This window comes from Pseudomonas sp. B14-6 (assembly GCF_013260315.1).
Taxonomy (GTDB): domain Bacteria; phylum Pseudomonadota; class Gammaproteobacteria; order Pseudomonadales; family Pseudomonadaceae; genus Aquipseudomonas; species Aquipseudomonas mandelii.
This window is the reverse complement of the sequence record NZ_CP053929.1, coordinates 4,167,125-4,193,120: the sequence shown is the minus strand read 5'-3', so window position 1 is coordinate 4,193,120 and position 25,996 is coordinate 4,167,125. Positions and strand designations below refer to the sequence as shown.

Annotated in this window: 20 protein-coding genes and 2 pseudogenes; 12 read left to right on the top strand and 10 right to left on the bottom strand. The window is 60.8% G+C overall.

All coding sequences use genetic code 11. The annotated features are described in order from the left end of the window. Positions 1-63: 63 nt before the first annotated feature. The 7 genes and pseudogenes from HP062_RS19250 to HP062_RS19220 all read left to right on the top strand — a co-directional run bounded on the left by HP062_RS19250 (position 64) and on the right by HP062_RS19220 (position 9,143). Positions 64-2,343 carry a heavy metal translocating P-type ATPase gene (locus tag HP062_RS19250; RefSeq protein WP_172791885.1) on the top strand — a complete coding sequence of 760 codons (2,280 nt, stop codon included), beginning with the start codon at positions 64-66 and terminating at the stop codon, positions 2,341-2,343. Between the two features lie 16 nt (positions 2,344-2,359). Further along, positions 2,360-3,223: a LysR family transcriptional regulator gene (locus tag HP062_RS19245; RefSeq protein ID WP_010466752.1), complete on the top strand. Its 864-nt coding sequence runs from the start codon at positions 2,360-2,362 to the stop codon at positions 3,221-3,223. Positions 3,224-3,446: 223 nt separating this feature from the next. Further along, positions 3,447-4,523 carry a putative 2-aminoethylphosphonate ABC transporter ATP-binding protein gene (locus HP062_RS19240; RefSeq protein WP_010466754.1) on the top strand — a complete coding sequence of 359 codons (1,077 nt, stop codon included), beginning with the start codon at positions 3,447-3,449 and terminating at the stop codon, positions 4,521-4,523. Beyond that, positions 4,523-6,247 (top strand): putative 2-aminoethylphosphonate ABC transporter permease subunit, encoded by a 1,725-nt coding sequence (locus HP062_RS19235; protein ID WP_077747201.1) that lies wholly within the window; start codon positions 4,523-4,525, stop codon positions 6,245-6,247. Before HP062_RS19240 ends, HP062_RS19235 begins: the two co-directional genes overlap by 1 nt. 47 nt (positions 6,248-6,294) lie before the next feature. Then, positions 6,295-7,320, top strand: a complete 1,026-nt coding sequence (locus HP062_RS19230; protein WP_172791884.1) for a putative 2-aminoethylphosphonate ABC transporter substrate-binding protein — start codon at positions 6,295-6,297, stop codon at positions 7,318-7,320. Positions 7,321-7,453: 133 nt separating this feature from the next. Then, a pseudogene (locus HP062_RS19225) lies at positions 7,454-8,586 on the top strand (TIGR03364 family FAD-dependent oxidoreductase). Further along, positions 8,586-9,143, top strand: coding sequence for a phosphonate degradation HD-domain oxygenase (locus HP062_RS19220; protein ID WP_010466760.1), 558 nt, complete (start codon positions 8,586-8,588; stop codon positions 9,141-9,143). The pseudogene HP062_RS19225 and the gene HP062_RS19220 overlap by 1 nt, the downstream one beginning before the upstream one ends. A 119-nt stretch (positions 9,144-9,262) precedes the next feature. On the opposite strand, the gene HP062_RS19215 is transcribed toward HP062_RS19220, so the two are convergent. Together HP062_RS19215 and HP062_RS19210 are read right to left on the bottom strand one after the other, a co-directional pair. Then, positions 9,263-10,639: a GTPase/DUF3482 domain-containing protein gene (locus tag HP062_RS19215; RefSeq protein WP_145306683.1), complete on the bottom strand. Its 1,377-nt coding sequence runs from the start codon at positions 10,637-10,639 to the stop codon at positions 9,263-9,265. Then, positions 10,632-12,011 (bottom strand): DUF2868 domain-containing protein, encoded by a 1,380-nt coding sequence (locus HP062_RS19210; protein ID WP_172791883.1) that lies wholly within the window; start codon positions 12,009-12,011, stop codon positions 10,632-10,634. Before HP062_RS19210 ends, HP062_RS19215 begins: the two co-directional genes overlap by 8 nt. 85 nt (positions 12,012-12,096) lie before the next feature. Here HP062_RS19210 and HP062_RS19205 point away from each other — a divergent pair, with 85 nt between their 5' ends. Beyond that, positions 12,097-12,609 carry a dihydrofolate reductase gene (locus HP062_RS19205; RefSeq protein ID WP_172791882.1) on the top strand — a complete coding sequence of 171 codons (513 nt, stop codon included), beginning with the start codon at positions 12,097-12,099 and terminating at the stop codon, positions 12,607-12,609. Positions 12,610-12,730: 121 nt separating this feature from the next. Here the strand turns inward: HP062_RS19205 and HP062_RS19200 are convergent, their stop codons facing one another. Next, positions 12,731-14,122 (bottom strand): L-cystine transporter, encoded by a 1,392-nt coding sequence (locus tag HP062_RS19200; RefSeq protein ID WP_010466769.1) that lies wholly within the window; start codon positions 14,120-14,122, stop codon positions 12,731-12,733. Positions 14,123-14,364: 242 nt separating this feature from the next. Here HP062_RS19200 and HP062_RS19195 point away from each other — a divergent pair, with 242 nt between their 5' ends. Then, complete coding sequence (locus HP062_RS19195; RefSeq protein WP_172791881.1) at positions 14,365-15,420, top strand: haloacid dehalogenase-like hydrolase; 1,056 nt, start codon at positions 14,365-14,367, stop codon at positions 15,418-15,420. Between the two features lie 186 nt (positions 15,421-15,606). On the opposite strand, the gene ilvD is transcribed toward HP062_RS19195, so the two are convergent. From ilvD to HP062_RS19170, 5 genes and pseudogenes are all read right to left on the bottom strand, one after another. Then, the gene (ilvD, locus tag HP062_RS19190) at positions 15,607-17,448 is read right to left on the bottom strand and encodes a dihydroxy-acid dehydratase (RefSeq protein WP_010466773.1); all 1,842 of its coding nucleotides are present in this window, start codon (positions 17,446-17,448) and stop codon (positions 15,607-15,609) included. 258 nt (positions 17,449-17,706) lie between these two features. Next, entirely contained in the window at positions 17,707-18,912 is a 1,206-nt protein-coding gene (locus HP062_RS19185; RefSeq protein ID WP_172791880.1) for an MFS transporter, read from the bottom strand. Then, a pseudogene (locus tag HP062_RS19180) lies at positions 18,905-19,880 on the bottom strand (diiron oxygenase). The gene HP062_RS19185 and the pseudogene HP062_RS19180 overlap by 8 nt, the downstream one beginning before the upstream one ends. Next, entirely contained in the window at positions 19,877-20,956 is a 1,080-nt protein-coding gene (locus HP062_RS19175) for a SagB family peptide dehydrogenase (RefSeq protein ID WP_172791879.1), read from the bottom strand. Before HP062_RS19175 ends, HP062_RS19180 begins: the two are co-directional and overlap by 4 nt. Before the next feature lie 426 nt (positions 20,957-21,382). Further along, complete coding sequence (locus HP062_RS19170) at positions 21,383-22,579, bottom strand: class I SAM-dependent rRNA methyltransferase (protein WP_003195152.1); 1,197 nt, start codon at positions 22,577-22,579, stop codon at positions 21,383-21,385. Between the two features lie 311 nt (positions 22,580-22,890). Between HP062_RS19170 and HP062_RS19165 the strand changes: the two genes are divergently transcribed. Genes HP062_RS19165 through HP062_RS19155 form a run of 3 tightly spaced genes read left to right on the top strand, consistent with a single transcriptional unit; the run spans position 22,891 to position 24,942 of the window. After that, on the top strand, positions 22,891-23,706 hold the full coding sequence (locus HP062_RS19165; RefSeq protein ID WP_169857237.1) for an HDOD domain-containing protein: 816 nt from the start codon (positions 22,891-22,893) through the stop codon (positions 23,704-23,706). A gap of 45 nt (positions 23,707-23,751) precedes the next feature. After that, positions 23,752-24,564, top strand: coding sequence for a bifunctional DNA-formamidopyrimidine glycosylase/DNA-(apurinic or apyrimidinic site) lyase (gene mutM, locus HP062_RS19160; protein ID WP_010466788.1), 813 nt, complete (start codon positions 23,752-23,754; stop codon positions 24,562-24,564). A gap of 54 nt (positions 24,565-24,618) precedes the next feature. Further along, the gene (locus HP062_RS19155) at positions 24,619-24,942 is read left to right on the top strand and encodes a multidrug transporter (RefSeq protein WP_010466790.1); all 324 of its coding nucleotides are present in this window, start codon (positions 24,619-24,621) and stop codon (positions 24,940-24,942) included. Between the two features lie 160 nt (positions 24,943-25,102). On the opposite strand, the gene HP062_RS19150 is transcribed toward HP062_RS19155, so the two are convergent. Both HP062_RS19150 and coaD read right to left on the bottom strand, forming a co-directional pair. After that, the gene (locus tag HP062_RS19150; protein WP_010466792.1) at positions 25,103-25,354 is read right to left on the bottom strand and encodes a YfhL family 4Fe-4S dicluster ferredoxin; all 252 of its coding nucleotides are present in this window, start codon (positions 25,352-25,354) and stop codon (positions 25,103-25,105) included. A 102-nt stretch (positions 25,355-25,456) separates the two neighbouring features. Further along, a complete protein-coding gene (gene coaD, locus HP062_RS19145) occupies positions 25,457-25,936 on the bottom strand; it encodes a pantetheine-phosphate adenylyltransferase (protein ID WP_007945531.1) in 480 nt (159 codons plus the stop codon). Positions 25,937-25,996 lie beyond the last annotated feature (60 nt).

Below are 25,996 nucleotides of genomic sequence, written 5' to 3'. Positions count from 1 at the left end.
GCTTGACCCTATAGTGGCTACAGGGTCTTTACTTGGCAACAGGCACCTTCATGGACGCAACCAATGAGCGATTCCCTTCACACCCACAAACCCGAGGCTGATCACGATCACGATCACGATCACGATCACAGCCACAAGCTGCAGCCTGTGCAGAAGCATGACCATGGCGGGCACGGCGACTCCTGCTGTTCCTCCAAGGCGGCAGCGCCTTCGCTGATCAAGTTGAGCGACACGCCGACCGACGGCGCGCGGCTGAGCAGCTTCCGCATCGACGCCATGGACTGCCCGACCGAGCAGACGCTGATCCAGAACAAACTGGGCAAGCTTGCGGGGGTCCAGCAACTGGAATTCAACCTGATCAATCGGGTCCTGGGCGTGACCCATGACCTGCCGAGCACTGCGCCGATCATCGAGGCGATCAAGTCGCTGGGCATGGTGGCTGAACCGATGGAACAGGGCACTGATGCGCCAGCGCCGACCCCCGAGAAAAAGCACTGGTGGCCTCTGGCACTGTCCGGCGTGGGTGCGCTGGCGGCAGAAGTGATCCACTTCACTAGCGCCGCGCCGGACTGGGTGGTGGCGATCATCGCGCTGATTTCGATCCTCAGTGGCGGCCTCACCACTTACAAGAAGGGCTGGATCGCGCTCAAGAACCTCAACCTGAACATCAACGCGTTGATGAGCATCGCAGTCACCGGCGCGATCCTGATCGGGCAATGGCCGGAAGCGGCGATGGTGATGTTCCTGTTCACCGTGGCCGAGTTGATCGAAGCCAAGTCGCTGGACCGGGCGCGTAACGCCATTGGCGGCTTGATGCAGATGACCCCGGAACAGGCGACGGTGCAGCAAGCCGACGGCAGCTGGGTCACGCAAGAGGTCAAAACCATCGAGCTCGGTGCGCGAGTGCGGGTGCGTCCTGGCGAGCGGATTGGCCTGGACGGCGAAGTCGTGTCGGGCAGTTCGACCATCGATCAGGCGCCGATCACCGGCGAAAGTCTGCCGATCGAGAAGACGGTGGGCGATAAGGTCTTCGCCGGCACCATCAACCAGGCAGGCTCGCTGGAGTATTCCGTCACTGCAGCGGCGAACAATTCCACACTGGCGCGGATCATCCACGCCGTGGAACAGGCCCAGGGCGCACGGGCGCCGACCCAGCGCTTCGTCGATCAGTTCTCGAAAATCTATACCCCGGCGGTATTCCTGCTGGCCTTGGCCGTGGCGGTGATTCCGCCGCTGTTCATGGGCGCCGTCTGGTTCGACTGGATCTACCGCGCGTTGGTCTTGCTGGTGGTCGCTTGCCCATGCGCGTTGGTGATTTCCACCCCGGTGACCATCGTCAGTGGCCTCGCCGCGGCGGCACGCAAAGGCATCCTGGTGAAGGGCGGCGTTTATCTGGAGGGTGGCCACAAACTCGATTACCTGGCCCTGGACAAGACCGGCACCCTGACCCACGGCAAACCGGTGCAGACCGATTATGTGTCGCTTGATCCCACCGCAGACGCCACTGCCCCGGCGATTGCCGCAGCGCTGGCCGGTCGTTCGGACCACCCGGTGTCGTTGGCCATCGCCAATGCGGCGGTGGATAAACAATTCGCGCCGCTCGTTGTGGATAACTTCGAAGCCCTGGGCGGTCGCGGTGTACGCGGGGAAATCAACGGTCAGGTCTACCACTTGGGTAACCATCGCCTGGTGGAAGATTTGGGCCTGTGTTCACCTGCGCTGGAAGAGAAGCTGTTTGCCCTGGAAAAGCAGGGCAAATCGGTGGTGCTGTTGCTCGACAAGTCCGGCCCGTTGGCGCTGTTTGCCGTGGCCGACACGGTGAAAGAGTCCAGCCGCGAAGCGATCCAGCAACTGCACGATCTGGGCATCAAAACCCTGATGCTGACCGGCGACAATGTCCACACCGCCCAGGCGATTGCCGTGCAAGTCGGCATCGACGAGGCCAAGGGCGATCTGCTGCCCAACGACAAGCTGCAAGCCATCGAGGCACTTTATGCACAGGGCCATCGTGTTGGCATGGTCGGCGACGGCATCAACGATGCGCCGGCGCTGGCCCGCGCCCAGATTGGTTTCGCAATGGCCGCCGCCGGCACCGATACCGCCATCGAGACCGCCGATGTCGCCCTGATGGACGACGATCTGCGCAAGATCCCTGCGTTCATCCGCCTGTCGCGTCGAACCTCGACCATTCTCAAACAGAACATCGCCCTCGCTTTGGTCATCAAGGTGATCTTTCTTGGGGTAACCTTCGCCGGGATCGCCACCATGTGGATGGCGGTGTTCGCCGACATGGGTGTCAGCCTGTTGGTGGTGTTCAACGGTTTGCGCCTGCTGCGCAAGTAAGCGATGAGGGACGGGTGTGCTGAGTGCCGAGCTGAAGGCGTTTTACATGGTTGCCCGCCTGGGCAGCATTACCCTGGCGGCGAAAAAGCTCGGCCTGAGCCAACCCACGGTGACCACGCAGATCCGCCATCTGGAAAGCCAGTATTCGGTTGAGCTGTTCTACCGTGGCGGCCGCCGCCTCAGCGTCAGCGATGAAGGCGCGCGGCTGTTGCCGATGGTCAAGGCGCTGTTGCAGCAGGAAGCCGACATCGAGTTTTTCCTGCGCAACAGTGGCCAGGTCCAGGGCACATTGCGCATTGCTGCTACTGCGCCGTATTACATCCTCGACCTGGTGAAGACTTTCCGCGAGCGCTTGCCGCAAGTGGAAGTGTCGGTGGAAATCGGCAACTCCCAGCAGGTGCTGGAAGCGCTGGAGGATTACCGGGTGGATGTCGCGGCGTCGTCACAATTGCTCGATGACGCGCGGCTGATTCGGCGGGTGCTCGGCAGCGATCCGCTGGTGTTGGCAGTGCATCGCAACCATCCGCTGGCGGCGCACGATCATGTGCCGCTCAGCGCGTTGGCCGGGCATACCTTGTTGATGCGCGAATCGGGCTCGACCACTCGACGCCTGACCGAAGAATTACTGGCCAGTGCGGGGGTGAGTTTCGGGCCGTTGCTGGAAATTGGCAGCCGTGAATCGATTCGCGAGGCGGTGCTGCGCAACATCGGCATCAGCATCATTGCCCGACAGGAAGTGCCGCATGACCCGCAATTGCGCGTGCTGACGATTGAGAATGCGCCGCAGATTCCGGAGTATCTGTACTGCCTCAAGGAGCGCAAAGGCGCGCGGTTGCCGGCGGCGTTCCTGGGTTTGGCGCAGGAAATGGCCCCTGCGTGAGATTTGTGTTGAATGTGAGGGCCCATTCGCGGGCCAGCCTCGCTCCTACAGGTGATCGCATTCCCCTGAAGGAGCGAGGCTTGCCCGCGAAGGCGTCCGTCAGTGCGCCAACGTATCCAACCCAAATTCTTGAATACCACTATCAGCCGTTTTTGCCTCACTGCCACATGACGGACGCATTACAAACCTAGGATGGGCTTCATCTGCTTGATGAGGCCTGTCCATGAACCACTCGATCGCAACTGCCCTGACCAACCCCGGCGCCCCGATGAAAGTGCGCGGTGTGCAGAAACGCTTTGGCGCCTTCACCGCGCTGGACAATGTTTCCCTCGACGTGGCGGCCGGTGAACTGGTGTGCCTGCTGGGCCCGTCCGGCTGTGGCAAAACCACGTTGCTGCGTTGCATCGCCGGCCTGGAGAAACAGGACAGCGGCGAGTTGTACCTCGGCGATCGCGACGTTTCCCACCTGGCACCCCAGGCCCGGGACTACGGCATTCTTTTTCAGTCCTACGCGCTGTTTCCCAACCTCACCGTCGAAGCGAACATTGCCTACGGCCTCGCCGGCAGTGGCCGTGATGAAGTGCGCAAACGTGTCGGTCAGATGCTGGAACTGGTCGGCCTGACCGGCAGCGAGAAAAAGTACCCCGGCCAGTTGTCCGGCGGCCAACAGCAACGTGTCGCGCTGGCTCGGGCATTGGCGCCGGCGCCATCGTTGTTGCTGCTGGACGAACCGATGTCGGCCCTCGACGCCCGGGTTCGCGAGCATTTGTGCACCGAACTGCGCCAACTGCAGCGCAACCTCGGCGTCACCACCCTGATGGTCACGCACAATCAGGACGAGGCCATGCTGATGGCCGACCGCATCGCCGTGATGAACAACGGCAAGGTCGAGCAGTACGCCACGCCGCAGGACATCTACGACCGCCCGGCCACGCCGTTTGTGGCGGAGTTTGTCGGCCAGGGCAACTGGCTGCCATTCAGCCGCAGCAGTGACAGCCACGCCCAGGTCGGCGGGATGAGCATGCGCCTGGCGGATGGCAGCGCTAAAACCACGTCGGGCCGTCTGTTTTGCCGTCCGGAAGCGATCAACGTCAACCCGCCGGTGCATGAAGAAAACCTGTTCCCGGCCAAGGTTCGCGAGATCACCTTTCTCGGTAACCGCTGCCGCATGAGCTTCGAACTCGATCAACTGCCCGGCCACGCATTGCTGGCCGAACTGGCACCGGAAGCCATGCCGCGCCTCGGTGCGCAGCAGATCATGGTCGCCTTGCCCCCGCGCAGCCTGCAGGTGTTTGCCTGATGAGCGCGAACATCGCGCTGCCGATACCGCACAAGCAGGTTCGGCAGACCTCCCGTGCCGAGATCGGCGACCGGGTGTTCGTGGTCGGCGGCAAAGTCCTTTTATTGGTGTTGCTCGGCCTCGCGGTGTTGATGCCGTTGCTGGCGATCTTCTGGCGCGGTTTCAGTTCGGAGGCCGGGCAGGGCGGAGGCCTGGTGGCTGCGCGTGAATTGGTGACCAGTGCGAACTTCCACTGGTTGCTCGGCAATAGCCTGAAAGTTTCCCTCAGCGTGGCGGCGATTGTCGTACCGCTGGCCTACCTGTTTGCCTACGCATTGCAACGCACGTTGATTCCCGGCAAAGGCATCTGGCGCGCAATTTCGTTGTTGCCGCTGATGGCGCCGTCGATGCTGCCGGGGATTGCGCTGGTTTATCTGTTCGGCAATCAGGGCATGTTGCGCGGCTTGCTCTCGGACAATATCTACGGTTTCTGGGGCATTGTTCTGGGCGAGGTCATTTACACCTTCCCACACGCGCTGATGATTCTTCTGTCGGCGCTTTCCCTGGCGGATGCGCGACTCTTCGATGCCGCCTCCAGCATGGGCGCCAGTCCGGCCAAAGCCTTTCGCAGCATCACCTGGCCAGCGACCCGTCAGGCCGTGTTCGCGGCGTTCTGCCTGGTGTTCACCTTGACCATCACTGACTTCGGCGTGCCCGTGGTGGTCGGTGGCGACTATCAAGTGCTGGCACTGGAAGCCTACAAGGCCGTGGTCGGTCAGCAGCAATTCGGTCGCGGCGCGTTGATCGGCATGGTCCTGCTGCTGCCGGCACTCTTCAGTTTTGCAGTCGATGCCTGGTTGCGTCGACGACACGGCGACGCCATGAGCGGCCGCGCCCAAGTCTTCAAACCCGCGCCGTCGAAGCGGCGGGACGGTTGTTATCTGGCCATCGTGCTGCTGATCTGCGCGGTGTTGCTGCTGGTGTTCGGCATGGCGGTGTTCTCCTCGCTGGTGAAATTCTGGCCGTACAACCTGTCGCTGTCGCTCAACCATTACCAGTTCAGCGACACCGCGGGCGGCGGCTGGCTGGCCTATGGCAACAGCGTAAAAATGGCTTTGTGCACGGCGTTGATCGGCAGCGTGCTGATCTTCACCGGCGCCTACCTGATGGAGAAAACCAAAGGTCAGCGCGGACTGAACCTGACCTTGCGCATGCTCAGTTTCGTACCGATGGCGGTGCCGGGTCTGGTGCTGGGCCTGGGTTACGTTTTCTTCTTCAACCTCAGCGGCAACCCGCTGCATGTGCTCTACGGGACCATGACGCTGCTGGTGGTCTGCACCATTGCTCACTATTTGACCACCGCACAGATGACCGCGACCACGGCGCTACGCCAACTCGACGCCGAGTTCGAGGCCGCCGCGTTGTCACTCAAGGCGCCGCTGTATCGGCACTACCTGCGGGTCACCGTGCCGATCTGCCTGCCGGCGCTGCTGGACATCGTGCGCTACCTGTTCGTCTCGGCCATGACCACCGTTTCAGCCGCGATCTTCCTCTACAGCCCCGACACCATCCTCGCGGCGGTGGCGGTGCTGAACATGGACGACGCCGGCAACGTCGGCGGCGCAGCGGCGATGTCGACCCTGATTCTGTTCACTTCGGCAGGCGTGTCCCTGCTGCTGGCCTGGGCCTCGCGCGGCTTGCTGCGCCGTTCCCAGGCCTGGCGGCAGACCGCTCCTGGTAAATAAATCTGTCCCCATAAAAGACCAAACCTCAACTCAAACAGGAAAAGATCATGTTCAAGCCTATGGCCCTGGCCGCTGCTGTCCTCACCGCTTTCAGCCTGAACGCCTTCGCGGCGCCAACCGAGTTGACGGTGTACACCGCCCTCGAAGCCGAGCAACTGAAGACTTACAAAGAAGCCTTCGAAAAGGCTAACCCGGACGTCGAGATCAAGTGGGTGCGCGACTCCACGGGGATTATCACTGCCAAACTGCTGGCCGAAAAAGCCCGCCCACAGGCTGATGCGGTCTGGGGCCTGGCGGCGTCGAGCCTGGCGATCCTCGATCAGCAAGGCATGCTGCAAAGCTACGCGCCGAAGGACCTGGGCAAGATCGGCGGCAACTACCGCGATGCCGCCAATCCACCCGCGTGGGTCGGCATGGACGTCTGGGCGGCGACCATTTGCTTCAACACCGTCGAAGCCGAAAAGCAGGGTTTGACCAAGCCGGTCAGCTGGCAGGACCTGACCAAGCCTGAGTACAAAGGCAAGATCGTGATGCCCAACCCGGCCTCGTCCGGCACCGGTTTCCTCGACGTCAGCGCCTGGCTGCAAACCTTCGGCGAGAAGCAGGGCTGGCAGTACATGGACGACCTGCACCAGAACATCGGCCAGTACGTTCACTCCGGTTCCAAGCCTTGTAAGCTGGCGGCTTCGGGTGAATTCCCGATCGGCATTTCCTTTGAATACCCGGCGGTTCAGCTGAAGCGTCAGGGCGCACCGCTGGACATCATCCTGCCGAAGGAAGGCCTGGGCTGGGAGATCGAAGCGACCGCTGTGATCAAGGGCACACCACACGAAGAGGCGGCGAAGAAACTGGCTGACTTCTCGGCCAGCCCGGTGGCGATGGAGCTTTATAAAGAGAACTTCGCGGTGCTCGCGCAACCGGGGATTGCCAAGCCGCAGACCGAATTGCCGGCGGATTATGAGCAGCGTTTGATCAAGAACGACTTTGCCTGGGCGTCGAAGAATCGCGACGAAATCCTGAGCGAGTGGCGCAAGCGGTATGACGGCAAGTCCGAGAAAGTGGCTGCCAAGTAAGATCTCTATCGGCTGAAGAGCCTCTTCGCGGGCAAGCCTCGCTCCTACAGGGTTGGTGTCGTTTGTGATAACGCGCAACCCGCAGGAGCGAGGCTTGCCCGCGAAGGCGGCTTAAAATTCAGGACATCACTTGATGACACACCACAACGACGTGCTGATCGTCGGCGCCGGCATTCTCGGCCTGTCCCACGCCTACGCCGCTGCCAGACGCGGTCTGAAGGTCACGGTTTTCGAACGCAGCGAAACCCCCTTGGGCGCCTCGGTCCGCAACTTCGGCCAGGCCCTCGTCACCGGCCAACCCCCGGGCCCGATGCTCGAACTGGCCAGGGCCAGCCGCGAGATCTGGGGCCAATGGGCACAACTGACCGGGTTGCAACTCAAGCGCAACGGCTCGTATTTGTTCGCTCGCAGCGAAGCCGAAGAACACCTGCTCGAAGCCTTCTGCACCGGCCGCGCCGTGGAATACGGTTACCGCGTCGACCTGCTGCGCGGTGCTGCCTTGCGCGATCTCTACGGCGGTCAGTTCCGCCATCACCGCGCGGCGTTGCACGGCCTGGACGATCAGCAACTGTATTCCCGTGAAGCGATTCCGGCGTTGATCGACTACTTGCGCCGCGAGCTCGGCGTCGCGTTTCACTTCTCTACCCTGGTGCGCGATATCGAGCCGGGTCGCCTGCGCAGCACGGCCGGCACGTTCAGCGCCGATCAGATCATCGTCTGCTCCGGGCACGATTATCAGACCTTGCTGGCCGAGCCGATCGCCGCGCTCAACCCGCAAATCTGCCGCCTGCAAATGCTCCGCGCCCAGCCGCAGATCAACCTCAACCTGCAACACGCATTGCTCACCGGTTTGAGTTGCGTGCATTACGGCGCCTTCGCCGATCTGCCGGAAGCGGCAGCGGTGCAGGCGCAGATTCTGCGCGAGGAGCCACACTTGCATGAAAACGGCATCCACCTGCTGATCAGCCCGACGCCTTACGGTGAGTTGATCATCGGCGACTCCCACCATTACGGCCGCGATCCATCGCCGTTCAATGCCGAGCAGGTCGATGACTGGATGATCGGACTCGCTGAACAAACCCTGGGGTGCAAGGTGCAGGTGGTCGAGCGCTGGCAGGGCGTCTATGGTTCACGGGGCCGGGGCCGTTCTCGTTCCTGCTCCCGATGCCGGGTGTGAGCGTGGCGCTGATGCACACCGGTGTCGGCATGAGCGTCGGCCCGGCGCTGGCCGAACGTAACGTCGCCACCTTATTGGGAGAGCATTGATGGACAGCAATGAGCAAGTGATCGCCGAGGTGTTTGGGCTGTACGAACGCTTTGGCGACAGCGATTACATCGGCGAGCCGGTGTCGCAGATCGAACACATGTCCCAGGCCGCCGAACTGGCCATGGCCGAGGGCTTTGATGACGAAGTGGTGCTGGCCGCGTTCTTCCATGACATCGGGCATATCTGTGGCGGGAGCGCCGAGAACATGGGTGGTTTTGGTGTGGTCAGCCACGAACGTCTGGGCGCCGATTACTTGCGTCGGGCCGGTTTCAGCGAGCGCCTGGCGCGGCTGGTGGAATACCACGTTCAGGCCAAGCGTTATCTGACGCTTAAAGAGCCCGGGTACTACGAGCGATTGAGCGAAGCCAGCCGCCGGACCCTGGAATACCAGGGTGGGGTGATGACCGCGGAAGAGGCTGAAGCCTTCGAGAAGGATCCGTTATGCAAGGCCAGTTTGCGGATGCGCCAGTGGGATGAACAGGCCAAGGACATGGGCGTGCCGGTGATGGATCTGGGGGTGTTGAAGGATAAGGCGTTGCGGCTGTTGGCTGCGTAATAGCTCGAAACCGGGTCGCTGCCATCGCGAGCAGGCTCGCTCCCACAGGGGAACGCATTCCAATGTGGGAGCGAGCCTGCTCGCGAAGGGGCCAGCCCGGACACCCCAATAACCAAGGTTTACAACTGCTGCGCCAACACCTCAACCTGCTCTTGCCGCTCCGCCTGACTCAACTTCGCCTGCGGATTCAGCGACGACCACTGCGGATGCGCCCGGGCCTTGTTCAGGGCTTCGGGCAGTTTGCCTTCGCGCCAGGTCTTGTCCTGGGGCGTGGCCACCTGGATGCTGTCCATCGCCGCATGCCCACGGGCATTCAGCGCTTGCAGCAATTGGCGCTGACGCAAGGCCAACAGCCTCAACACGCTGTCGTCCACCGTCAATTCTCGCTGACCTCTGATCTTGCCCATTAACCGGCTGCCATAACTGCGGGCGGTTTGCAGGGCGCCGCCGGCAATGGCGCCGGCCAGTGCCGCCGCGCCGAGGGTCAGGCCGCCCACCAGTAAATCAACCCCGGCACCGGCCGCCGCGCCGGCCGCGATGCCACCGCCGACCCGCACGCCCAATTGCTTGAGGGTTTCCGGGTTGAACAAATCATCGCCCCAGCGGCCATCGAGCAGCGGCAGTTCACTGGCCGCCGCGTCCTGTGGGCGGAAGGCATAGAGTTTGAGCAAACCTTCGACGCAGCGCTGTTCCCGTTGGCGAACGGCTTTGCGCAGTTCGCTGATCGCCTGTTGTTCCTGCTCCGCGTCGCTGACCACGCTGCGCCGGCACGCGGCGCAATCGATCAGCAACTCGGCAATCAATCGCGCCGCACTCTGTTGGCGAGCCAGGCGTTGAGCCTGTTGATCGGCGATCAGGCGCTCCAATTGTTCGCGGGAGTTTTCCAGCAGCAAGGCGAGGCTTTCATAGAGTCGACGTTCGCCATCTTCGGGCGGTGCAACGCTGTCGAAACGCACCAGGGCATGCAGGCCCAAGCGTGCCAGGGCTTCACGCCAATCCGGCTCGCGATGGTTGGCGCTGCTGACGAAATTCAGCACCGGCAGCAGCGGTTTGCCGCAACTGGCCAACACTTCCAGTTCGTCGCGGTACTTGGCCAGGACCGGCTCCCGGGCGTCGATCACATAGAGGCCGGCGTCCGAGGCGAGCAATTGGCGCAGTACTTTGGCTTCCTGTTCAAAGCGCTGCCGGGCTTCGCTGCCCTCCAGGAATCGGGCCAACCGTGCCGGGCCGTCGAGGCGTTCGCCGGGACGTTCCAGGCGCTCGAGGTAGTCGAGCAGGGCGATGGCGTCTTCAAGGCCGGGCGTGTCGTAGAGATCGAGCAACGGCTCGCCGTCCACCGACAACCGCGCGCCTTCGACATGGCGGGTGGTGCTGGGGCGATGGGACACGTCACCGAAACCGACGTCCCGGGTGAGCGTGCGCAGCAACGAGGTTTTGCCGACATTGGTGTGGCCGACCACGGCCAGCTTCAAGGGCGCTTTCCAGGCATTAGTCATGGCCGGTCTCCAGCCAGTTCACGGGCGCGCAATCGGCGAACGGCAGGTCCAGCTGTTGCAGCGCCACGTGCCAGTCGCCGAGACGTTCGGCATCCAGTGCTTCGCCGGGCGGCGCTTGCAGCAGCCAGACACGGGTGGCAGCGGCATTGCGCGCCAGTTCGGCGATCAGGGCCAGGCTGCCACGGTCGGGCGAACGTCGCGGATCGCAGGCAATCGCCAGGCGTGCCGGAGGGAAACGACTCAACTGTTCGAGCAGTTTGTTGCGCGATTCGCGACTGTCGAGGATGCCGGCGTTGTTCACGGTTTTCGGCAGTTGCGGCGGCCACGGGCGCTGATCGTCCAGCTCGATGGCCACCAGCAGCGCGCCGTCGCTTTGCTGCTCACTGACGCCGCTTTCGACACGATGCAGTTGCGCAGGCGCGGCATCACTGATGCCGAGGCGTTCGCTGGTGGGCATCAGCCGTTCGCGCAATTGGGCGTAACCGGGCAGGTTCAAATCCAGGCGCAAAGCGGCTTGGCCGGAGGTCCAGCGCCAGCGGCAGAACAGCATCAGCAACAAACGCGGCAACACCCCGTAGACCAGCAACACGCCCACCAGCCAAGCGGCCCAGGCCTGACGAGCGCTTTCGATGTTCAGCGCGGCATCGCCGCTGGCGCGGATCATCTCCACGCTGGGCACGCTGAAACCGAGCAAGGCCGGCAGGGTGCCGAGAGCCTGGGTCATGGCGACGAAGGTGTCGCCGCGCAGAATGGTGGTTTCCCAGACAAAGCCGTAGCGCCGGGTCGCCATCAGCATCAGCACGATAACCAGCGCACTGAGCAACGCCAGCAACCACAAGCCGTTGACCAGCACGCCGATCGCCCAGCGATTGAGTTTGCGTCGCTGCAATAACAGCAGCAGGGCGGGTGCCAGTTGCGCGGCTTTGGCATCACGAGCGAGTTTTTCGCTGAGCCACAGCCATAAACGTCCAAGGCTGGCACCGTGCTCACCGGCAAACACCAGGCCCAACGCCCAGCTCAGCAGCAGAATCAGATTGAGCCCAAGCAGACTGCCCAGGGCCCAGAACACATTTACCGGGGTCTGGCCATCACCCAGTGCGGCAAACGCCAGGCCAGCACCGCTGACGATGGCCAGCACCGCCATGACGATCAGCGCCAGTCGCGCGCCTTGCAGCCAATGCTTGAGGGCGTCGGACAAACCGTCGCGCTCGGCCAGCCACACGGCACGGCGCTGAATTCGCGTCGGCAAGTCGCCGCCGGCGCTGCGGGCCAGCCGGTTGGCTTCCAGATCCTCCAGGGGGCCGGCGTGTTCTTCACGCAGGCGCACCGTCTCGGTCAGCCAGAGGTTTTGCAGTGGAGTCAGTTCAGTCACGCGGCATCCCGTCGCTCAAATGAGCTGTGAGCATAACCGCTGTGGCGCTTATCGGGGTACGGGAGGCTCTGGTATCCTCGCCGGCATGACTAAATCACTCCCCCTCAGCCTGATCGCAGCCCTCGGTGAAAACCGTGTGATCGGCGTCGACAACAGCATGCCCTGGCACTTGCCGGGGGACTTCAAATACTTCAAGGCCACCACCCTCGGCAAACCGATCATCATGGGTCGCAAGACCTGGGATTCCCTCGGCCGGCCGCTGCCGGGCCGATTGAACATCGTGGTCAGCCGTCAGGCGGATCTGGTGTTGGAAGGCGCGGAGGTTTATCCGTCGCTGGAGGCGGCCGTGGCTCGCGCGCAGGAATGGGCGAACGAGCAGGGCGTCGATGAGGTGATGCTGATTGGCGGCGCGCAATTGTATGCGCAGGGGATGGCGCAGGCGGATCGGTTGTATCTGACCCGAGTGGCGTTGAGCCCGGAAGGGGATGCGTGGTTTCCGGAGTTTGATTTGGGGCAGTGGACATTGGTGTCCAACACCCAGAATCCGGCTGAAGGCGACAAACCAGCGTACAACTTTGAAGTCTGGGAGAAAGTCTAAAAGCTTCGCGGGCAAGCCTTGCTCCTACAGGATTTGTGTCGATCGCGAAAATTGCGTACGACACAAATTCTGGTAGGAGCGAGGCTTGCCCGCGAAGAGGCCAGCTCAGACGCTAAAAAACTTAAGCGTGCGCCAACTCCGCATGCTCATCGGCATCCAGCAGTGCTTTATCCGTCTGCTGCATGATCTGGCTGGTAATCGCCCCGGCCGTGATCGAACCACTCACGTTCAACGCCGTGCGGCCCATATCGATCAGCGGCTCAACCGAAATCAGCAACGCCACCAATGACACCGGCAAACCCATCGCCGGCAGCACGATCAGCGCGGCAAACGTCGCACCGCCGCCCACGCCCGCCACACCGGCCGAACTCAAGGTCACAATCGCCACCAGCGTCGCGATCCACAGCGGGTCCAGCGGGTTGATGCCGACCGTGGGCGCGACCATCACCGCCAACATCGCCGGGTACAGACCGGCACAGCCATTCTGGCCAATGGTCGCGCCGAACGACGCGGCGAAACTGGCGATGGATTGCGGGATGCCCAGGCGGCTGGTCTGCGCTTCGATGCTCAGTGGAATCGTCGCGGCGCTGGAGCGGCTAGTGAACGCGAACGTCAGCACCGGCCAGATCTTGCGGAAGAACCGCAGCGGGTTGATCCCGGCCGCCGACACCAACAGGCCATGGACCACAAACATCAGGCCCAGGCCGATGTAGGAAACCACCACGAAACTGCCGAGCTTGATGATGTCTTGCAGGTTGGAACCGGCGACCACTTTGGTCATCAGCGCCAATACGCCGTAGGGGGTCAGCTTCATCACCAGACGCACCAGACGCATCACCCAGGCTTGCAGGGTGTCGATGGCGTTGATCACTTTCTGACCTTTCTCGACGTCATCCTTGAGCAGTTGCAGCGCCGCGACACCGAGGAACGCTGCGAAGATCACCACGCTGATGATCGACGTCGGCTTGGCGCGAGCGAGGTCGGCGAACGGGTTTTGCGGAATGAACGACAGCAGCAGCTGCGGCACATTCAGGTCGGCAACCTTGCCGGCATAGTCGGTCTGGATGGTTTGCAGGCGAGCCATTTCCTGGGTGCCGGCGATCAGGCCTTCGGCGGTCAGGCCGAACAGGTTGGTCAAGCCGATACCGATCAGCGCCGCAATGGCCGTGGTGAACAGCAGCGTGCCGATGGTCAGGAAGCTGATCTTACCCAGCGACGAGGCGTTGTGCAGACGGGCCACGGCGCTGAGGATCGAGGCGAACACCAGCGGGATGACGATCATTTGCAGCAACTGCACGTACCCGTTGCCCACCAGATCGAACCAGCCGATCGAGGCTTTCAGCACCGGGTTGCCGGCACCGTAAATCGTGTGCAACGCGACACCGAAGACCACGCCCAATACCAACGCGAGCAGGACTTTTTTCGCCAGGCTCCAGGTCGTGTGGCGGGTTTGCGCGAGGCCAAACAGTAACGCGAGGAACACCAGCAGATTGAGGATCAGCGGCAGATTCATGAGAACTCCGAAAGTGACTTGTGCCAGCCACCTTCCGGGGCAGCTGCGAACCGGGAAGCCTAACAGCTTGATTTACAATGAATTAATATCAAAAAAGTCTGATAACTGTCGTTTTTGGAATAAGCCGGTGTCGCTGTCGGGGATGCACTTGACGCGAAAGGGACGTGTGCGGTCGCTAGTGGACGAGAGTTGTCACACTTATTTGTTAGCGTCGATATCTTTGGATCAGGGAGAAACCGCCGATGAAGCTCGCACCAAAATTTCTCGCAGCAGTACTCTGTCTTGGCCTCGCCGGCCAGGTCTTCGCCACGGATTTGAAGCACTGGCCAGCCGATCAGGCCAAGGCGCTGGACGCGATGATTGCAGCCAACGCGAACAAAGGTAACTACGCGGTGTTCGACATGGACAACACCAGTTACCGCTACGATCTCGAAGAGTCGTTGCTGCCGTACATGGAAAGCAAAGGCCTGATCACCCGCGAGAAACTCGACCCCTCCCTGAAACTGATCCCGTTCAAGGACACCGCCGACCATAAGGAAAGCCTGTTCAGCTACTACTATCGCCTCTGCGAACTCGACGACATGGTGTGCTATCCATGGGTCGCGCAAGTGTTCTCCGGTTTCACCCTCCAGGAACTCAAAGGCTACGTCGATGAGCTGATGGCCTTGGACAAGCCAGTGCCGGCGACCTATTACGAAGGCGATGTGGTCAAGAACCTCGACGTCAACCCGCCGAAAATCTTCACCGGTCAGAAAGAGCTCTACAACAAGCTGATGGAGAACGGCATCGAGGTCTACGTGATGACCGCCGCCTCGGAAGAACTGGTGCGCATGGTCGCTTCCGATCCGAAGTACGGCTACAACGTCAAACCGCAAAACGTCATTGGTGTGAGCCTGCTGCTCAAGGACCCGAAGTCCGGTGAATTGACCACGGCGCGTAAGCAAATCACTGCGGGCAAGTATGACGAGAAGGCCAACCTTGGCCTCGAACTGACCCCGTACCTGTGGACCCCGGCGACCTGGATGGCGGGTAAGCAAGCGGCGATCCTGACCTACATCGATGAATGGAAAAAACCGGTGCTCGTCGGCGGCGATACGCCGACCAGCGACGGCTTCATGCTGTTCCACAGCGTCGACGTGACCAAGGGCGGCATTCACTTGTGGATCAACCGCAAGGACAAATACATGACCCAGATTAACGGCATGATGGCCAAGCACGCGGCAGCACAGGCCAAGGAAGGGTTGCCGGTGACGGCGGACAAGAACTGGGTGATCGTGAAACCGGAGGAAATCCAGTAAGCACGAAAAATCCAATGTAGGAGTGAGCCTGCTCGCGATAGCGCAGTGTCAGACGACATCAATGGTGACAGACATACCGCTATCGCGAGCAGGCTCACTCCTACAGTTGATCTCCAGTGTTTGGGGGATCGTGGTCAAAAAAATGCCCCGCACTTGGCGGGGCATTTTTGTTTCTGCGATTGACGCTTACAGCCCGTCGAGCATTGCCTTGTTACGCACGGCACCCTTGTCGGCGCTGGTCGCCAGCAGGGCGTAGGCCTTCAGGGCAGTGGTCACCTTGCGTGGACGTTTTTCCACAGGCTTCCAGCCTTTCTGATCCTGCTCGGCACGGCGGCCAGCCATTTCTTCGTCGCTGATCAACAGATTGATCGAGCGGTTCGGAATGTCGATCAGCACCTTGTCACCGTCCTGCACCAGACCAATCGCGCCGCCTGCAGCGGCTTCCGGCGAAGCATGGCCGATGGACAGGCCCGAGGTGCCGCCGGAGAAGCGGCCGTCGGTGAGCAGGGCGCAGGCTTTGCCCAGGCCTTTGGATTTCAGGTACGACGTCGGATAGAGCATTTCCTGCATGCCCGGGCCGCCTTTCGGACCTTCGTAACGGATGATCACGATGTCGCCGGCCTTCACTTCGTCGGCGAGGATGCCGCGAACGGCGCTGTCCTGGCTTTCGAAGATCTTCGCGTTGCCTTCGAAGACGTGGATCGATTCGTCGACGCCAGCGGTTTTCACCACACAGCCGTCCAGTGCGATGTTGCCGTAGAGAACGGCCAGGCCGCCTTCTTTCGAATATGCATGCTCAACACTGCGGATGCAGCCGTTTTCACGGTCGTCGTCCAGGGTTTCCCAACGGGTCGACTGGCTGAATGCGGTTTGCGTCGGGATGCCCGCCGGGCCGGCTTTGAAGAAGTGATGCACGGCTTCATCGTCGGTCTGGGTGATGTCCCACTTGGCGATGCCTTCGGCCAGGGTCTTGCTGTGCACGGTCGGCAGGTCGGTGTGCAACAGGCCGCCACGGGCCAGCGAGCCGAGGATGCTGAAGATCCCGCCAGCGCGGTGCACGTCTTCCATATGGTATTTCTGGATATTCGGAGCGACTTTGCACAGTTGCGGCACGAATCGGGACAGGCGGTCGATGTCGCGCAGGTCGAACTCCATCTCGGCTTCCTGGGCGGCGGCCAGCAAGTGCAGGATGGTGTTGGTGGAGCCGCCCATGGCGATGTCCAAGGTCATGGCGTTTTCGAACGCCTTGAAGTTGGCGATGTTGCGAGGCAATACCGACTCATCGTTCTCGCCGTAGTAACGCTTGCACAGCTCGACGATGGTGCGGCCGGCCTGCAGAAACAGCTGCTCGCGGTCACTGTGGGTCGCCAGGGTCGAACCGTTGCCCGGCAATGCCAGGCCCAGGGCTTCGACCAGGCAGTTCATCGAGTTGGCGGTGAACATGCCGGAGCACGAGCCGCAGGTCGGGCAGGCGCTGCGCTCGTACTCAGCGACTTTCTCGTCAGAAGCGCTGGAGTCGGCGGCGATCACCATGGCGTCTACCAGGTCGAGGCCGTGGGAGGCGAGTTTGGTCTTGCCGGCTTCCATCGGGCCGCCGGAAACGAAGATCACCGGGATGTTCAGGCGCAGGGCGGCCATCAGCATGCCAGGGGTGATCTTGTCGCAGTTGGAGATGCAGACGATGGCGTCGGCGCAGTGGGCGTTGACCATGTATTCGACGGAGTCGGCGATGATCTCGCGGCTCGGCAGCGAATAGAGCATGCCGTCGTGGCCCATGGCGATGCCGTCATCCACGGCGATGGTGTTGAATTCTTTTGCCACACCGCCAGCGCGTTCGATTTCGCGGGCGACCAGCTGGCCCAGGTCCTTGAGGTGGACGTGGCCCGGTACGAACTGGGTGAACGAGTTGGCAATGGCGATGATCGGCTTTTTGAAGTCGTCATCTTTCATCCCCGTGGCGCGCCACAGTGCGCGGGCGCCGGCCATGTTGCGGCCGTGGGTGGATGTTTTCGAGCGGTAATCAGGCATGAAGCACTCCGGGCGGCTAATCAGGTATCAAAAGGGAAGTGAGCTTCTATTGACGTCTGGAACACCCAGAAATGGCCGTGTGTCCGGAAGTTGCCGATAACTTTGCGGGATCGCCGCGCGCTTCAGCTTGAGCTCATAAACCCGCCGGGGGATGACTGGCGATGAATGTCGCGATTCTACACGGCTGGCGTCAGGAGGGAATGCCGGGAAGCGTTGATCCGGCGCTGACACAACGTGCGGGATGACGACTGGCAGGTTTCAGCCCGCCTTCAGCGCCAGATGCCGTCGTGTAATCAAGACATTCAGGCCAAGGCCCGTAGCACTCAAGCTCAGGAAGCACAGGGCTAGTGCTGTGGTCAGGTCTTCGGAGGCAAGGTTGATCACCAAGCTGATCACACCGCCGCACATGAAAATCAGCACGCCGCCTACCGAGGTCGAGGTTCCGGCATTCCGGGGGTAGAGACTCATGGCTTTGGAGTTGGCGATGGGCCGGGCAATGGTGGTGCCTGCCGTACAAATCAACATGGGTATCAGCACCGCTGCCGCAGAGAGCCCGAACTGTTCCGCCAACCACAGCATCACCAGCCCTGACAAAGCGATCAGCCCCAGGCCAATAACTATTTGTGTGTTGGCCTGCAGGTACCGATGCAGCGCGCTGGCGACAATCCCGCCAAACACATAAGCCACGCCATACAGCAGCAACGCCCAGGCAAATGCGTAAGGCGACAGCGCCAGCCGCTCCATGAAAATGATCGGTGAAATGACGATGAACGAGAAATGGCAGGCAAAAGCCAAGGCTGAAATCAACCAATACCCCATGAAGCGCAAATCCGAACACAGCCGCCAATAGGCGCTGAAAAAACGTTCAGGTGCCGTGGTATGAAGGTGAGGGTTTTCCCTGAGCAGAAAGAAGGCTTTAAGCCAGACAATGACGGCCAGGCTGATAAACACATAAAAGCTGCCCTGCCAGCCTAGCTGCAATTGCAACCACGTCCCCAGCAGCGGCGAAATCGAAATGAATACCCCGCCGCCGGTCACCATCCAGATTCTGATTCGCTCCTGTTCCTTGCCGACGAACAGATCCTGAACCAACGCCTGTGACAGGACGAATGACCCGCAACCAACGGCCTGGATCACCCGGAAGAACAAAAACCAGCTGTATTCGCTGGACACCACACACCCTGTCGCTCCCACCACCGCAATTGCGATACCGGCCAGCAGTAGTTTCTTGCGTCCCCACAAATCCGACAATGGTCCGACCAGCACCACGGACAACGCCAGGCCAATGGCGAACACGCTCACCGACAGGGCGATGTCGGACGGTGAGGTCCGAAAGTAGTCAGAAAGATCGGGAAAGGAGGGGAGCACCACATCCAGGGGAAAGACGCCGAGCAGTGTCATGGTCATCAACAGAATGACCATGGCACGTTGTTCGCCCCGGGCTACCTGTTTTCCGTCATTCATCGAACAGCCCTGCCCTGGAGAAAAGTTGGCGATTGGCAGGCAGATCGAAGAACCCGGCTTTTTTCATTGCATTGAGCGTTGCACCAGCACTCGATCGGACGCGCAGGCGCTGTGCTTGCGAGCCGGTCAGATCCCCAAGGATCTGCGCGACAGACGCTTCACTCAGGCCGGCGCTGCGCAGGCTTTCCCCAAGCCAGCGTTCATCTATCTCAAAGAAAATCAGCAGGATTTCCGCGAGCGACCTGGCGGTAAACGTGCGTTGGCCGCAGTTCAATTGCACCCATAGATGGTGGAATACTTCGCAAAAGTAGCGACTGTGACGCGCTTCGTCGGCCACGTGATCCCTGAGCATTTCCTGAACACTGCTCACCAGCGTGTCACGGCAAACGTCGAGCAGTTCCTTGGCGATAATCGTTTCCGAGACGAAGCCGACGAGAAACCACGCCAGTGCCTTGTGCTTGTCCGGTGTGCGATCGAGCAGGGCGTTCAGCCGGGCTATCCGGTGGGGCACGACCGGGCGATCTGTCATGTCGTAAATATCGGCAATCTGCTCGGCGAGGCTGTTGGAAAACAGTGCGTGATAAGCCTCATCCGTATAGAGCTGCAGCGCGGCGGTTTTCATCCGTGGGGGATGGATACCCCAGTTCATTGTGGACGATGGTTTCCACGGAACGGTTGACGATGCGGTGTTCCAGCAGGGTGGTGTAGTCGAGGAAATACACCAGATGGTTGGCGGACAGGCGATGAGTGATTGCTCTGCCTGCTGCTTTGATTGCCGGATGATTCAGGTAGGGCAGAAATTCCGGCGCAAACCAGTGGCGGGTTTCCAGTTGCCGTTTCAGGTCCGGCGGCAATTGGTAGGTGTGTTCGCTGATCCGCACCGAGGCTCGGGTGTTCCAGTCTCCAAGGGTGAAGCGATGGGCCCATGAGGCAGAGGCTGACGCGGGGTCGATGAGGGGCTCGGTCATTGTTCCGCCCCCCGACTGCTCAGCAGTGCTTTCAATTCCTTGCACATCACTTGCCCGTCGCTCTGGCCGCAGCCGACAAAGAACAGCGGTTGCTCTGCGCTGTTCTCAAGTCCCAGCAGCGCTTCGACCTGGTCGTCCGTCAATGCACCGGTCAGCCAGGTGTTCAATCCCAGCGCGGTGGCCGCCAGTTGAAAGGTCTGGGAAATATGACCGGCCTCGACGTAGGCCATTCGGTAGGCCCGCGAGTGTTCATATTTCCACCACAGCTTGTCGAATCGGCTGGTGATGAACAGGCCTGCGGGCAGGTTATTGATGAAGTGTTGTCCGCACATCAGTTGCCCTAAAGGCTGGGGAGGCAGCGGATTAACCAGACTCAGCGCGTGCCCGGTGGGGTGATAGGCGTAGACACCGGGTGGCAGGCCGCTGACGTTTTGCACCAGCAGAAAGCCTTCGCAGGCATTCAGTCCGCCTCCGGACGGGCTGCTGCGCCGGGCGCCGAGACCTTCGACGATGCTTTCGTCGACGTCGTTTTCGCGCTCATGCAGATAGCCGAGGGACAGGTACAGCAATGTACTGACGGCTTTGAGGGAAACGGCTTCACCCGTGAAGGTGCGGCAGGTTTTCCGATTGACCAGGGCGTTTGCCAGGGAACCTTCCGGCAGGCAGGAAGGTTTTGGCAGGGTAATCAGCTCGCATCCCAGGCGTTCCGAGCGCCTGGCTTTCGGCGAGGGCGTGCTCAGGACGTCGCTGCAATGATCAAGGTATTGTTTTGACCATTCATTGATATTTTGCGGAACGTGTTCGCACGGAATGTTCTTGGTGCCGATATGGAATATCTTCGACAGTTCGTCCCAGCCCCAGTCTGTCGTATCTGTTATTGCAGTTGTCAGTATTCCAGCGTCAAGTAGCTGGGTGTCAATTGTATTGCGTTCGTTGAACTTTTCGGGGTTGTCGATAGGTTCTGCCAGTCGGGTTGAATACTTCAGGTTCAGTTCAAACTGTTTGTGATTCTTGTAATCCCAGACTATTTGACCAGGCGTGCGTGGAAGTATGAATAAATGAGGGCTGATCTGCATGATGGGCGGTTCGCTCTGGGCAATGCCATAGAAAACGCTGGGTAGCCGGCACTCCCCAGCGTCTCATTTACTTAGCGGGCTTTAGGGGCGACCAGGAAAGCCAGGTTGGCGATGCTGTTAGCTTCCAGAGTAATTGCTTTCATTTGGAACTCCTTGTAATTGAAAGTAAGAGTCACTTCATGGTGACGCTCTCAATCATAGAGTGTAATGAGCGCTTATCAAGGCGATATTGGGTAGGAAACTTCCAGTAATTTCGTCGGATCGATCTTGGGCATGAACAAGTTTTGTCAGTTGAATGCTGAATAGTGAAAGGCGCAGGGAAACGTCCTGCAAGTCCGTAGGATCGCAAGTGTAGGAAGTTTGAACGGAATTCAATAACAGATAATAAAACGGGGAGCCATCTGGCTCCCCGTCAAACCGGTGTCATCAGCTGTTTGGCAGCAACCGGCAGGTGATGCTCTTGATGTAGCGGGTTTCGGCGATGGCCGGGTGGACCGGGTGGTCCGGGCCCTGACCGCCGCGCTCAAGCATCTGGATGTTGCGGTCCAGGTGGCGGGCGCTTGTCAGCAGGATGTTCTGCAGATCGTCTTCCGGCAGGTGCATCGAGCACGACGCACTGACCAGGATGCCGTCCTTGCTGAGCAGGCGCATGGCTTGCTCGTTCAGGCGGCGGTAGGCGCCTTCACCGTTCTTCATGTCTTTCTTGCGCTTGATGAAGGCGGGTGGATCGGCAACGATCACGTCGAAGCGTTCTTCGCTGGCTTTCAGCTCTTTCAGGGCTTCGAACACGTCGCCTTCGATGCAGGTCATTTTTTCGGCGAAACCGTTCAGCGCGGCGTTGCGCTCGACGCCGTCGAGGGCGAAGGCCGACGCGTCGACGCAGAACACTTCACTGGCGCCGAACGCGGCCGCTTGCACACCCCAGCCGCCGATGTAGCTGTACAGGTCCAGCACGCGTTTGCCTTTGGCATAAGGCGCCAGGCGTGCGCGGTTCATGCGGTGGTCGTAGAACCAGCCGGTTTTCTGGCCCTGGATGACCGGTGCTTCGAACTTCACGCCGTTTTCTTCCAGCGCGACCCACTCCGGCACCAGGCCGAACACGGTTTCGACATAACGGTTGAGGCCTTCGGCGTCACGGGCAGCGGAGTCATTCTTGAACAGAATGCCGCTTGGCTTGAGCACTTGGGTCAGCGCCGCGATCACGTCTTCTTTATGGGCTTCCATGGTCGCCGAAGCGATCTGCACCACCAGGATGTCGCCGAAGCGGTCGACCACCAGGCCTGGCAGCAAATCGGAGTCGCCGTAGACCAGGCGATAGAACGGCTTGTCGAACAGGCGATCACGCAGGGACAGGGCAACGTTCAGGCGATGGACCAGTAGCGACTTGTCCAGCGGCAACTTGATGTCGCGCGACAGCAGTCGGGCGCAGATCAGGTTGTTCGGGCTCATGGCCACGATGCCCAGCGTCTTGCCGCCGGCGGCTTCGAGGATCGCCTGGTCGCCGGCTTGAAAACCGTGCAAAGGGGTCGCCGCTACATCGATTTCGTTGCTATAGACCCACAAGTGGCCGTTTCGCAGGCGACGGTCGGCGTTGGCTTTGAGGCGCAGGCTAGGCAGGGACATGACGTCGCTCCGGAAAAAGAGCGGGAGTATAGCGTGTTGAGGCTTGCGGCGGGCCGGGCGGGCGATGAAACGCTGATGGACTCCTCGCGGGCAAGCCTCGCTCCTGCTGGATCGTGTGAATCTGCAGGCGCGAGGCTGCCCGCGAAAGCTATTTCGATGGCTATGCAGAAATGAAACATTTCGCCAATGTGTCGGCCGGTGTGTCGGATCCAACTTTATAAAGGTTAGAATCGCCCCCTGGCCCAGAGTGTGTACTTATGTCCCAAGAGCTGACTTCCGAACAGATTCAACAGTCCCTGCAAGGCATCAGTGTGCCTGCCCAGCCGCAAATCATGGTGGATTTGCAGATGGAGCAGTACATGCCCGACCCGGACCTGGAAGTGATCGCGAAGCTGATCTCCCAGGACCCAGGGCTTTCTGGTGCCTTGCTGAAGATCGTCAACTCGCCGTATTACGGCTTGAGCAACAAGATCGCCTCGATCCAGCGTGCGGTGAACCTGCTGGGCAGCCGCTCGATCATCAACCTGATCAACGCGCAGTCGATCAAGGGCGAGATGAACGACGACACCATCGTCACCCTGAACCGGTTTTGGGATACGGCTCAGGACGTGGCGATGACCTGCCTGACGCTGGCCAAGCGCATCGGCGCCCAGGCCGGTGACGAAGCGTACGCGTTGGGGCTGTTCCACGACTGCGGCGTGCCGCTGATGCTGCAACGGTTCCCCAACTATATGACTGTTCTGGAAGAGGCCTACGCCAACGCCAGTGCCGAATGCCGGGTGGTCGACACCGAGAACCGGGTGTTCAACACCAACCACGCGGTGGTCGGTTACTACACGGCCAAGTCCTGGCGCCTGCCGGAGCATGTGACCGCCGCTATCGCCAATCACCACAACGCCTTGGCGATCTTCAGCGACGAATCTTCGCGCAACGCTCAGCTCAAGAACCTGCTGGCGATCCTGAAAATGGCCGAGCACATTTGTGCGTCATACCGGGTGTTGGGTAATCAGACCGAAGACCACGAATGGAACAGCATCGGGCATCTGGTGCTCGATTATGTCGGCCTCTCGGACTACGACTTCGAGACCCTCAAGCAAACGATTCGTGACCTCGGCGCCCACCGCTGAACATCGGCTGCCGCATTTATTCGAGCGCCCTGATTCGAGAACACCATGCCTGAACTGCCGGAAGTCGAAACCACCCGCCGCGGGATTGCGCCGCACCTGGAAGGCCAGCGCGTCAGCCGGGTGATCGTGCGTGACCGCCGATTGCGCTGGCCGATTCCTGAAGACCTCGATGTGCGTCTGTCCGGCCAGCGCATCGTGCTGGTGGAACGCCGCGCCAAGTACCTGCTGATCAATGCTGAAGTGGGCACGCTGATCAGTCACTTGGGTATGTCGGGCAACCTGCGATTGGTTGAAGTCGGTATGCCGGCGGCGAAGCATGAGCATGTGGACATCGAACTCGAGTCCGGCCTGGCTCTGCGCTATACCGACCCGCGTCGGTTTGGTGCGATGCTCTGGAGTCTCGATCCGCTCAACCACGAACTGTTGATTCGCCTGGGGCCGGAGCCGTTGACCGACCTGTTTGATGGCGATCGCTTGTTTCAGCAGTCCCGCGGACGATCCATGGCGGTCAAGCCGTTCATCATGGATAACGCGGTGGTGGTCGGCGTCGGCAACATCTACGCGACCGAAGCCCTGTTCGCCGCCGGCATCGACCCGCGTCGCGAGGCCAAGAGCATTTCCCGGGCGCGCTATTTGAAGCTGGCGATCGAGATCAAACGCATTCTGGCCGCGGCCATTGAGCGGGGCGGTACGACGCTGCGGGACTTTATCGGCGGCGACGGTCAGCCGGGGTATTTCCAGCAGGAATTGTTTGTCTACGGCCGGGGCAGTGAGCCCTGCAAAGTCTGTGGCACTGAACTGCGCGAAGTGAAACTGGGGCAGCGCGCCAGCGTCTTTTGCCCACGCTGCCAGAGCTGATACGTGCGACGGTCTATAGTCAGTGTTCTCACTGCCTAGCCGAAGGACCGCGCCATGAATTCGTTTCGAACCCTTGTTGTTGCGCTGCTGCTGAGCGTCGGTGCGCCCGCGCTGGCGGCTAGCAGCGGCAGCGGTGATCCGCGTTACACCATCCAGAATCCCCCGGCCTACGCCATGCTCGGTGACTTGCTGATCGCCAGACCGTTGCTGGTGGTGGCGACGGTGATCGGTGCCGGGGCGTTTGTGGTGTCTTTGCCGTTCACGGCCTTGGGCGGCGGCATCGGCGATGCGGGACAGGCGCTGGTGGTTGATCCGGCGAAAGCCGCATTTGTGCGGTGCCTGGGGTGTATCGGGGAGGGGTTTGAGCAGCGGGAGTGAATCAGTTACATGTTCGGTGTACCTGATGGCTTCATCGCGAGCAGGCTCACTCCCACAGTTGATTTGTGTTGTGAATCAAATGATGTGAGCACCACAAACCCACTGTGGGAGCGAGCCTGCTCGCGATGAGGCCGGCACAGGCACTACAAAAATGCCTGCCTCAAGCCTTCCCGGTAATAATCCGATACTTCGCCATCAACTGCTCTTCAGTCTCCGGATGCGCTTCATCCAGCGGAATGCAATCCACCGGGCACACTTGCTGGCACTGAGGTTCGTCGTAGTGGCCGACGCACTGCGTGCACAGGTTCGGGTCGATCACGTAGATCTCTTCGCCTTGGGAAATAGCGGCGTTCGGGCACTCGGGTTCGCAGACGTCGCAGTTGATGCAATCGTCGGTGATGATCAGGGACATGCTAACTCCAGCCAGGGCGGACGGCCCGGGCGCAATAAACCAATGCGCGCAATTGTGCCGCATTGGCGCCCGCAGTGCACGCGGGCGCCGCGTGAGCGGTCGTTACTTCTTGAAGCGTTCGGTGAGGGCATCCGCCACCGCAGGGTGGACGAACTTGGTGATATCGCCGCCCAACGCTGCGATTTCACGGACCAGCGTCGAGGAAATGAACGAATAACGCTCGGACGGTGTGAGAAACAGACTTTCCACATCCGGCGCCAGTTGGCGGTTCATGTTGGCCAGCTGGAATTCGTATTCGAAGTCCGACACCGCGCGCAAACCACGCAGGAACACATTGGCGTTCTTCTCTTTGGCGAAATGCGCCAACAGCGTCGAGAAGCCGACGACTTCAACGTTGGGCAGATGTTTAGTGACCTCGCGGGCCAGCTCCACACGTTGTTCCAGGGGAAACAACGGGTTTTTCTTCGGGCTGGCAGCGACGGCGATGATCACATGATCGAACAGGCGCGCGGCGCGTTCGACCAAGTCGCCATGGCCCTTGGTAATAGGGTCGAAGGTACCTGGGTACAACACTCGGTTCATCGCGTCGTCCTGGCGGGAGTCCGTTGGGGAGTCGGATGGTATCGCAGCCTTCCCGGTCGG

What these genes read in the sequence shown, in the direction of transcription:
- HP062_RS19205 (WP_172791882.1), top strand. Translation starts at nt 12,097, where the DNA reads ATGACTAAATCACTCCCCCTCAGCCTGATCGCAGCCCTCGGTGAAAAC.
- HP062_RS19155 (WP_010466790.1), top strand. Translation starts at nt 24,619, where the DNA reads ATGAATTCGTTTCGAACCCTTGTTGTTGCGCTGCTGCTGAGCGTCGGT.
- HP062_RS19185 (WP_172791880.1), bottom strand. Translation starts at nt 18,912, where the DNA reads ATGAATGACGGAAAACAGGTAGCCCGGGGCGAACAACGTGCCATGGTC.
- HP062_RS19195 (WP_172791881.1), top strand. Translation starts at nt 14,365, where the DNA reads ATGAAGCTCGCACCAAAATTTCTCGCAGCAGTACTCTGTCTTGGCCTC.
- HP062_RS19250 (WP_172791885.1), top strand. Translation starts at nt 64, where the DNA reads ATGAGCGATTCCCTTCACACCCACAAACCCGAGGCTGATCACGATCAC.
- HP062_RS19175 (WP_172791879.1), bottom strand. Translation starts at nt 20,956, where the DNA reads ATGCAGATCAGCCCTCATTTATTCATACTTCCACGCACGCCTGGTCAA.
- HP062_RS19200 (WP_010466769.1), bottom strand. Translation starts at nt 14,122, where the DNA reads ATGAATCTGCCGCTGATCCTCAATCTGCTGGTGTTCCTCGCGTTACTG.
- mutM (WP_010466788.1), top strand. Translation starts at nt 23,752, where the DNA reads ATGCCTGAACTGCCGGAAGTCGAAACCACCCGCCGCGGGATTGCGCCG.
- HP062_RS19220 (WP_010466760.1), top strand. Translation starts at nt 8,586, where the DNA reads ATGGACAGCAATGAGCAAGTGATCGCCGAGGTGTTTGGGCTGTACGAA.
- HP062_RS19150 (WP_010466792.1), bottom strand. Translation starts at nt 25,354, where the DNA reads ATGTCCCTGATCATCACCGACGATTGCATCAACTGCGACGTCTGCGAA.
- HP062_RS19235 (WP_077747201.1), top strand. Translation starts at nt 4,523, where the DNA reads ATGAGCGCGAACATCGCGCTGCCGATACCGCACAAGCAGGTTCGGCAG.
- HP062_RS19240 (WP_010466754.1), top strand. Translation starts at nt 3,447, where the DNA reads ATGAACCACTCGATCGCAACTGCCCTGACCAACCCCGGCGCCCCGATG.
- ilvD (WP_010466773.1), bottom strand. Translation starts at nt 17,448, where the DNA reads ATGCCTGATTACCGCTCGAAAACATCCACCCACGGCCGCAACATGGCC.
- HP062_RS19230 (WP_172791884.1), top strand. Translation starts at nt 6,295, where the DNA reads ATGTTCAAGCCTATGGCCCTGGCCGCTGCTGTCCTCACCGCTTTCAGC.
- HP062_RS19170 (WP_003195152.1), bottom strand. Translation starts at nt 22,579, where the DNA reads ATGTCCCTGCCTAGCCTGCGCCTCAAAGCCAACGCCGACCGTCGCCTG.
- HP062_RS19215 (WP_145306683.1), bottom strand. Translation starts at nt 10,639, where the DNA reads ATGACTAATGCCTGGAAAGCGCCCTTGAAGCTGGCCGTGGTCGGCCAC.
- coaD (WP_007945531.1), bottom strand. Translation starts at nt 25,936, where the DNA reads ATGAACCGAGTGTTGTACCCAGGTACCTTCGACCCTATTACCAAGGGC.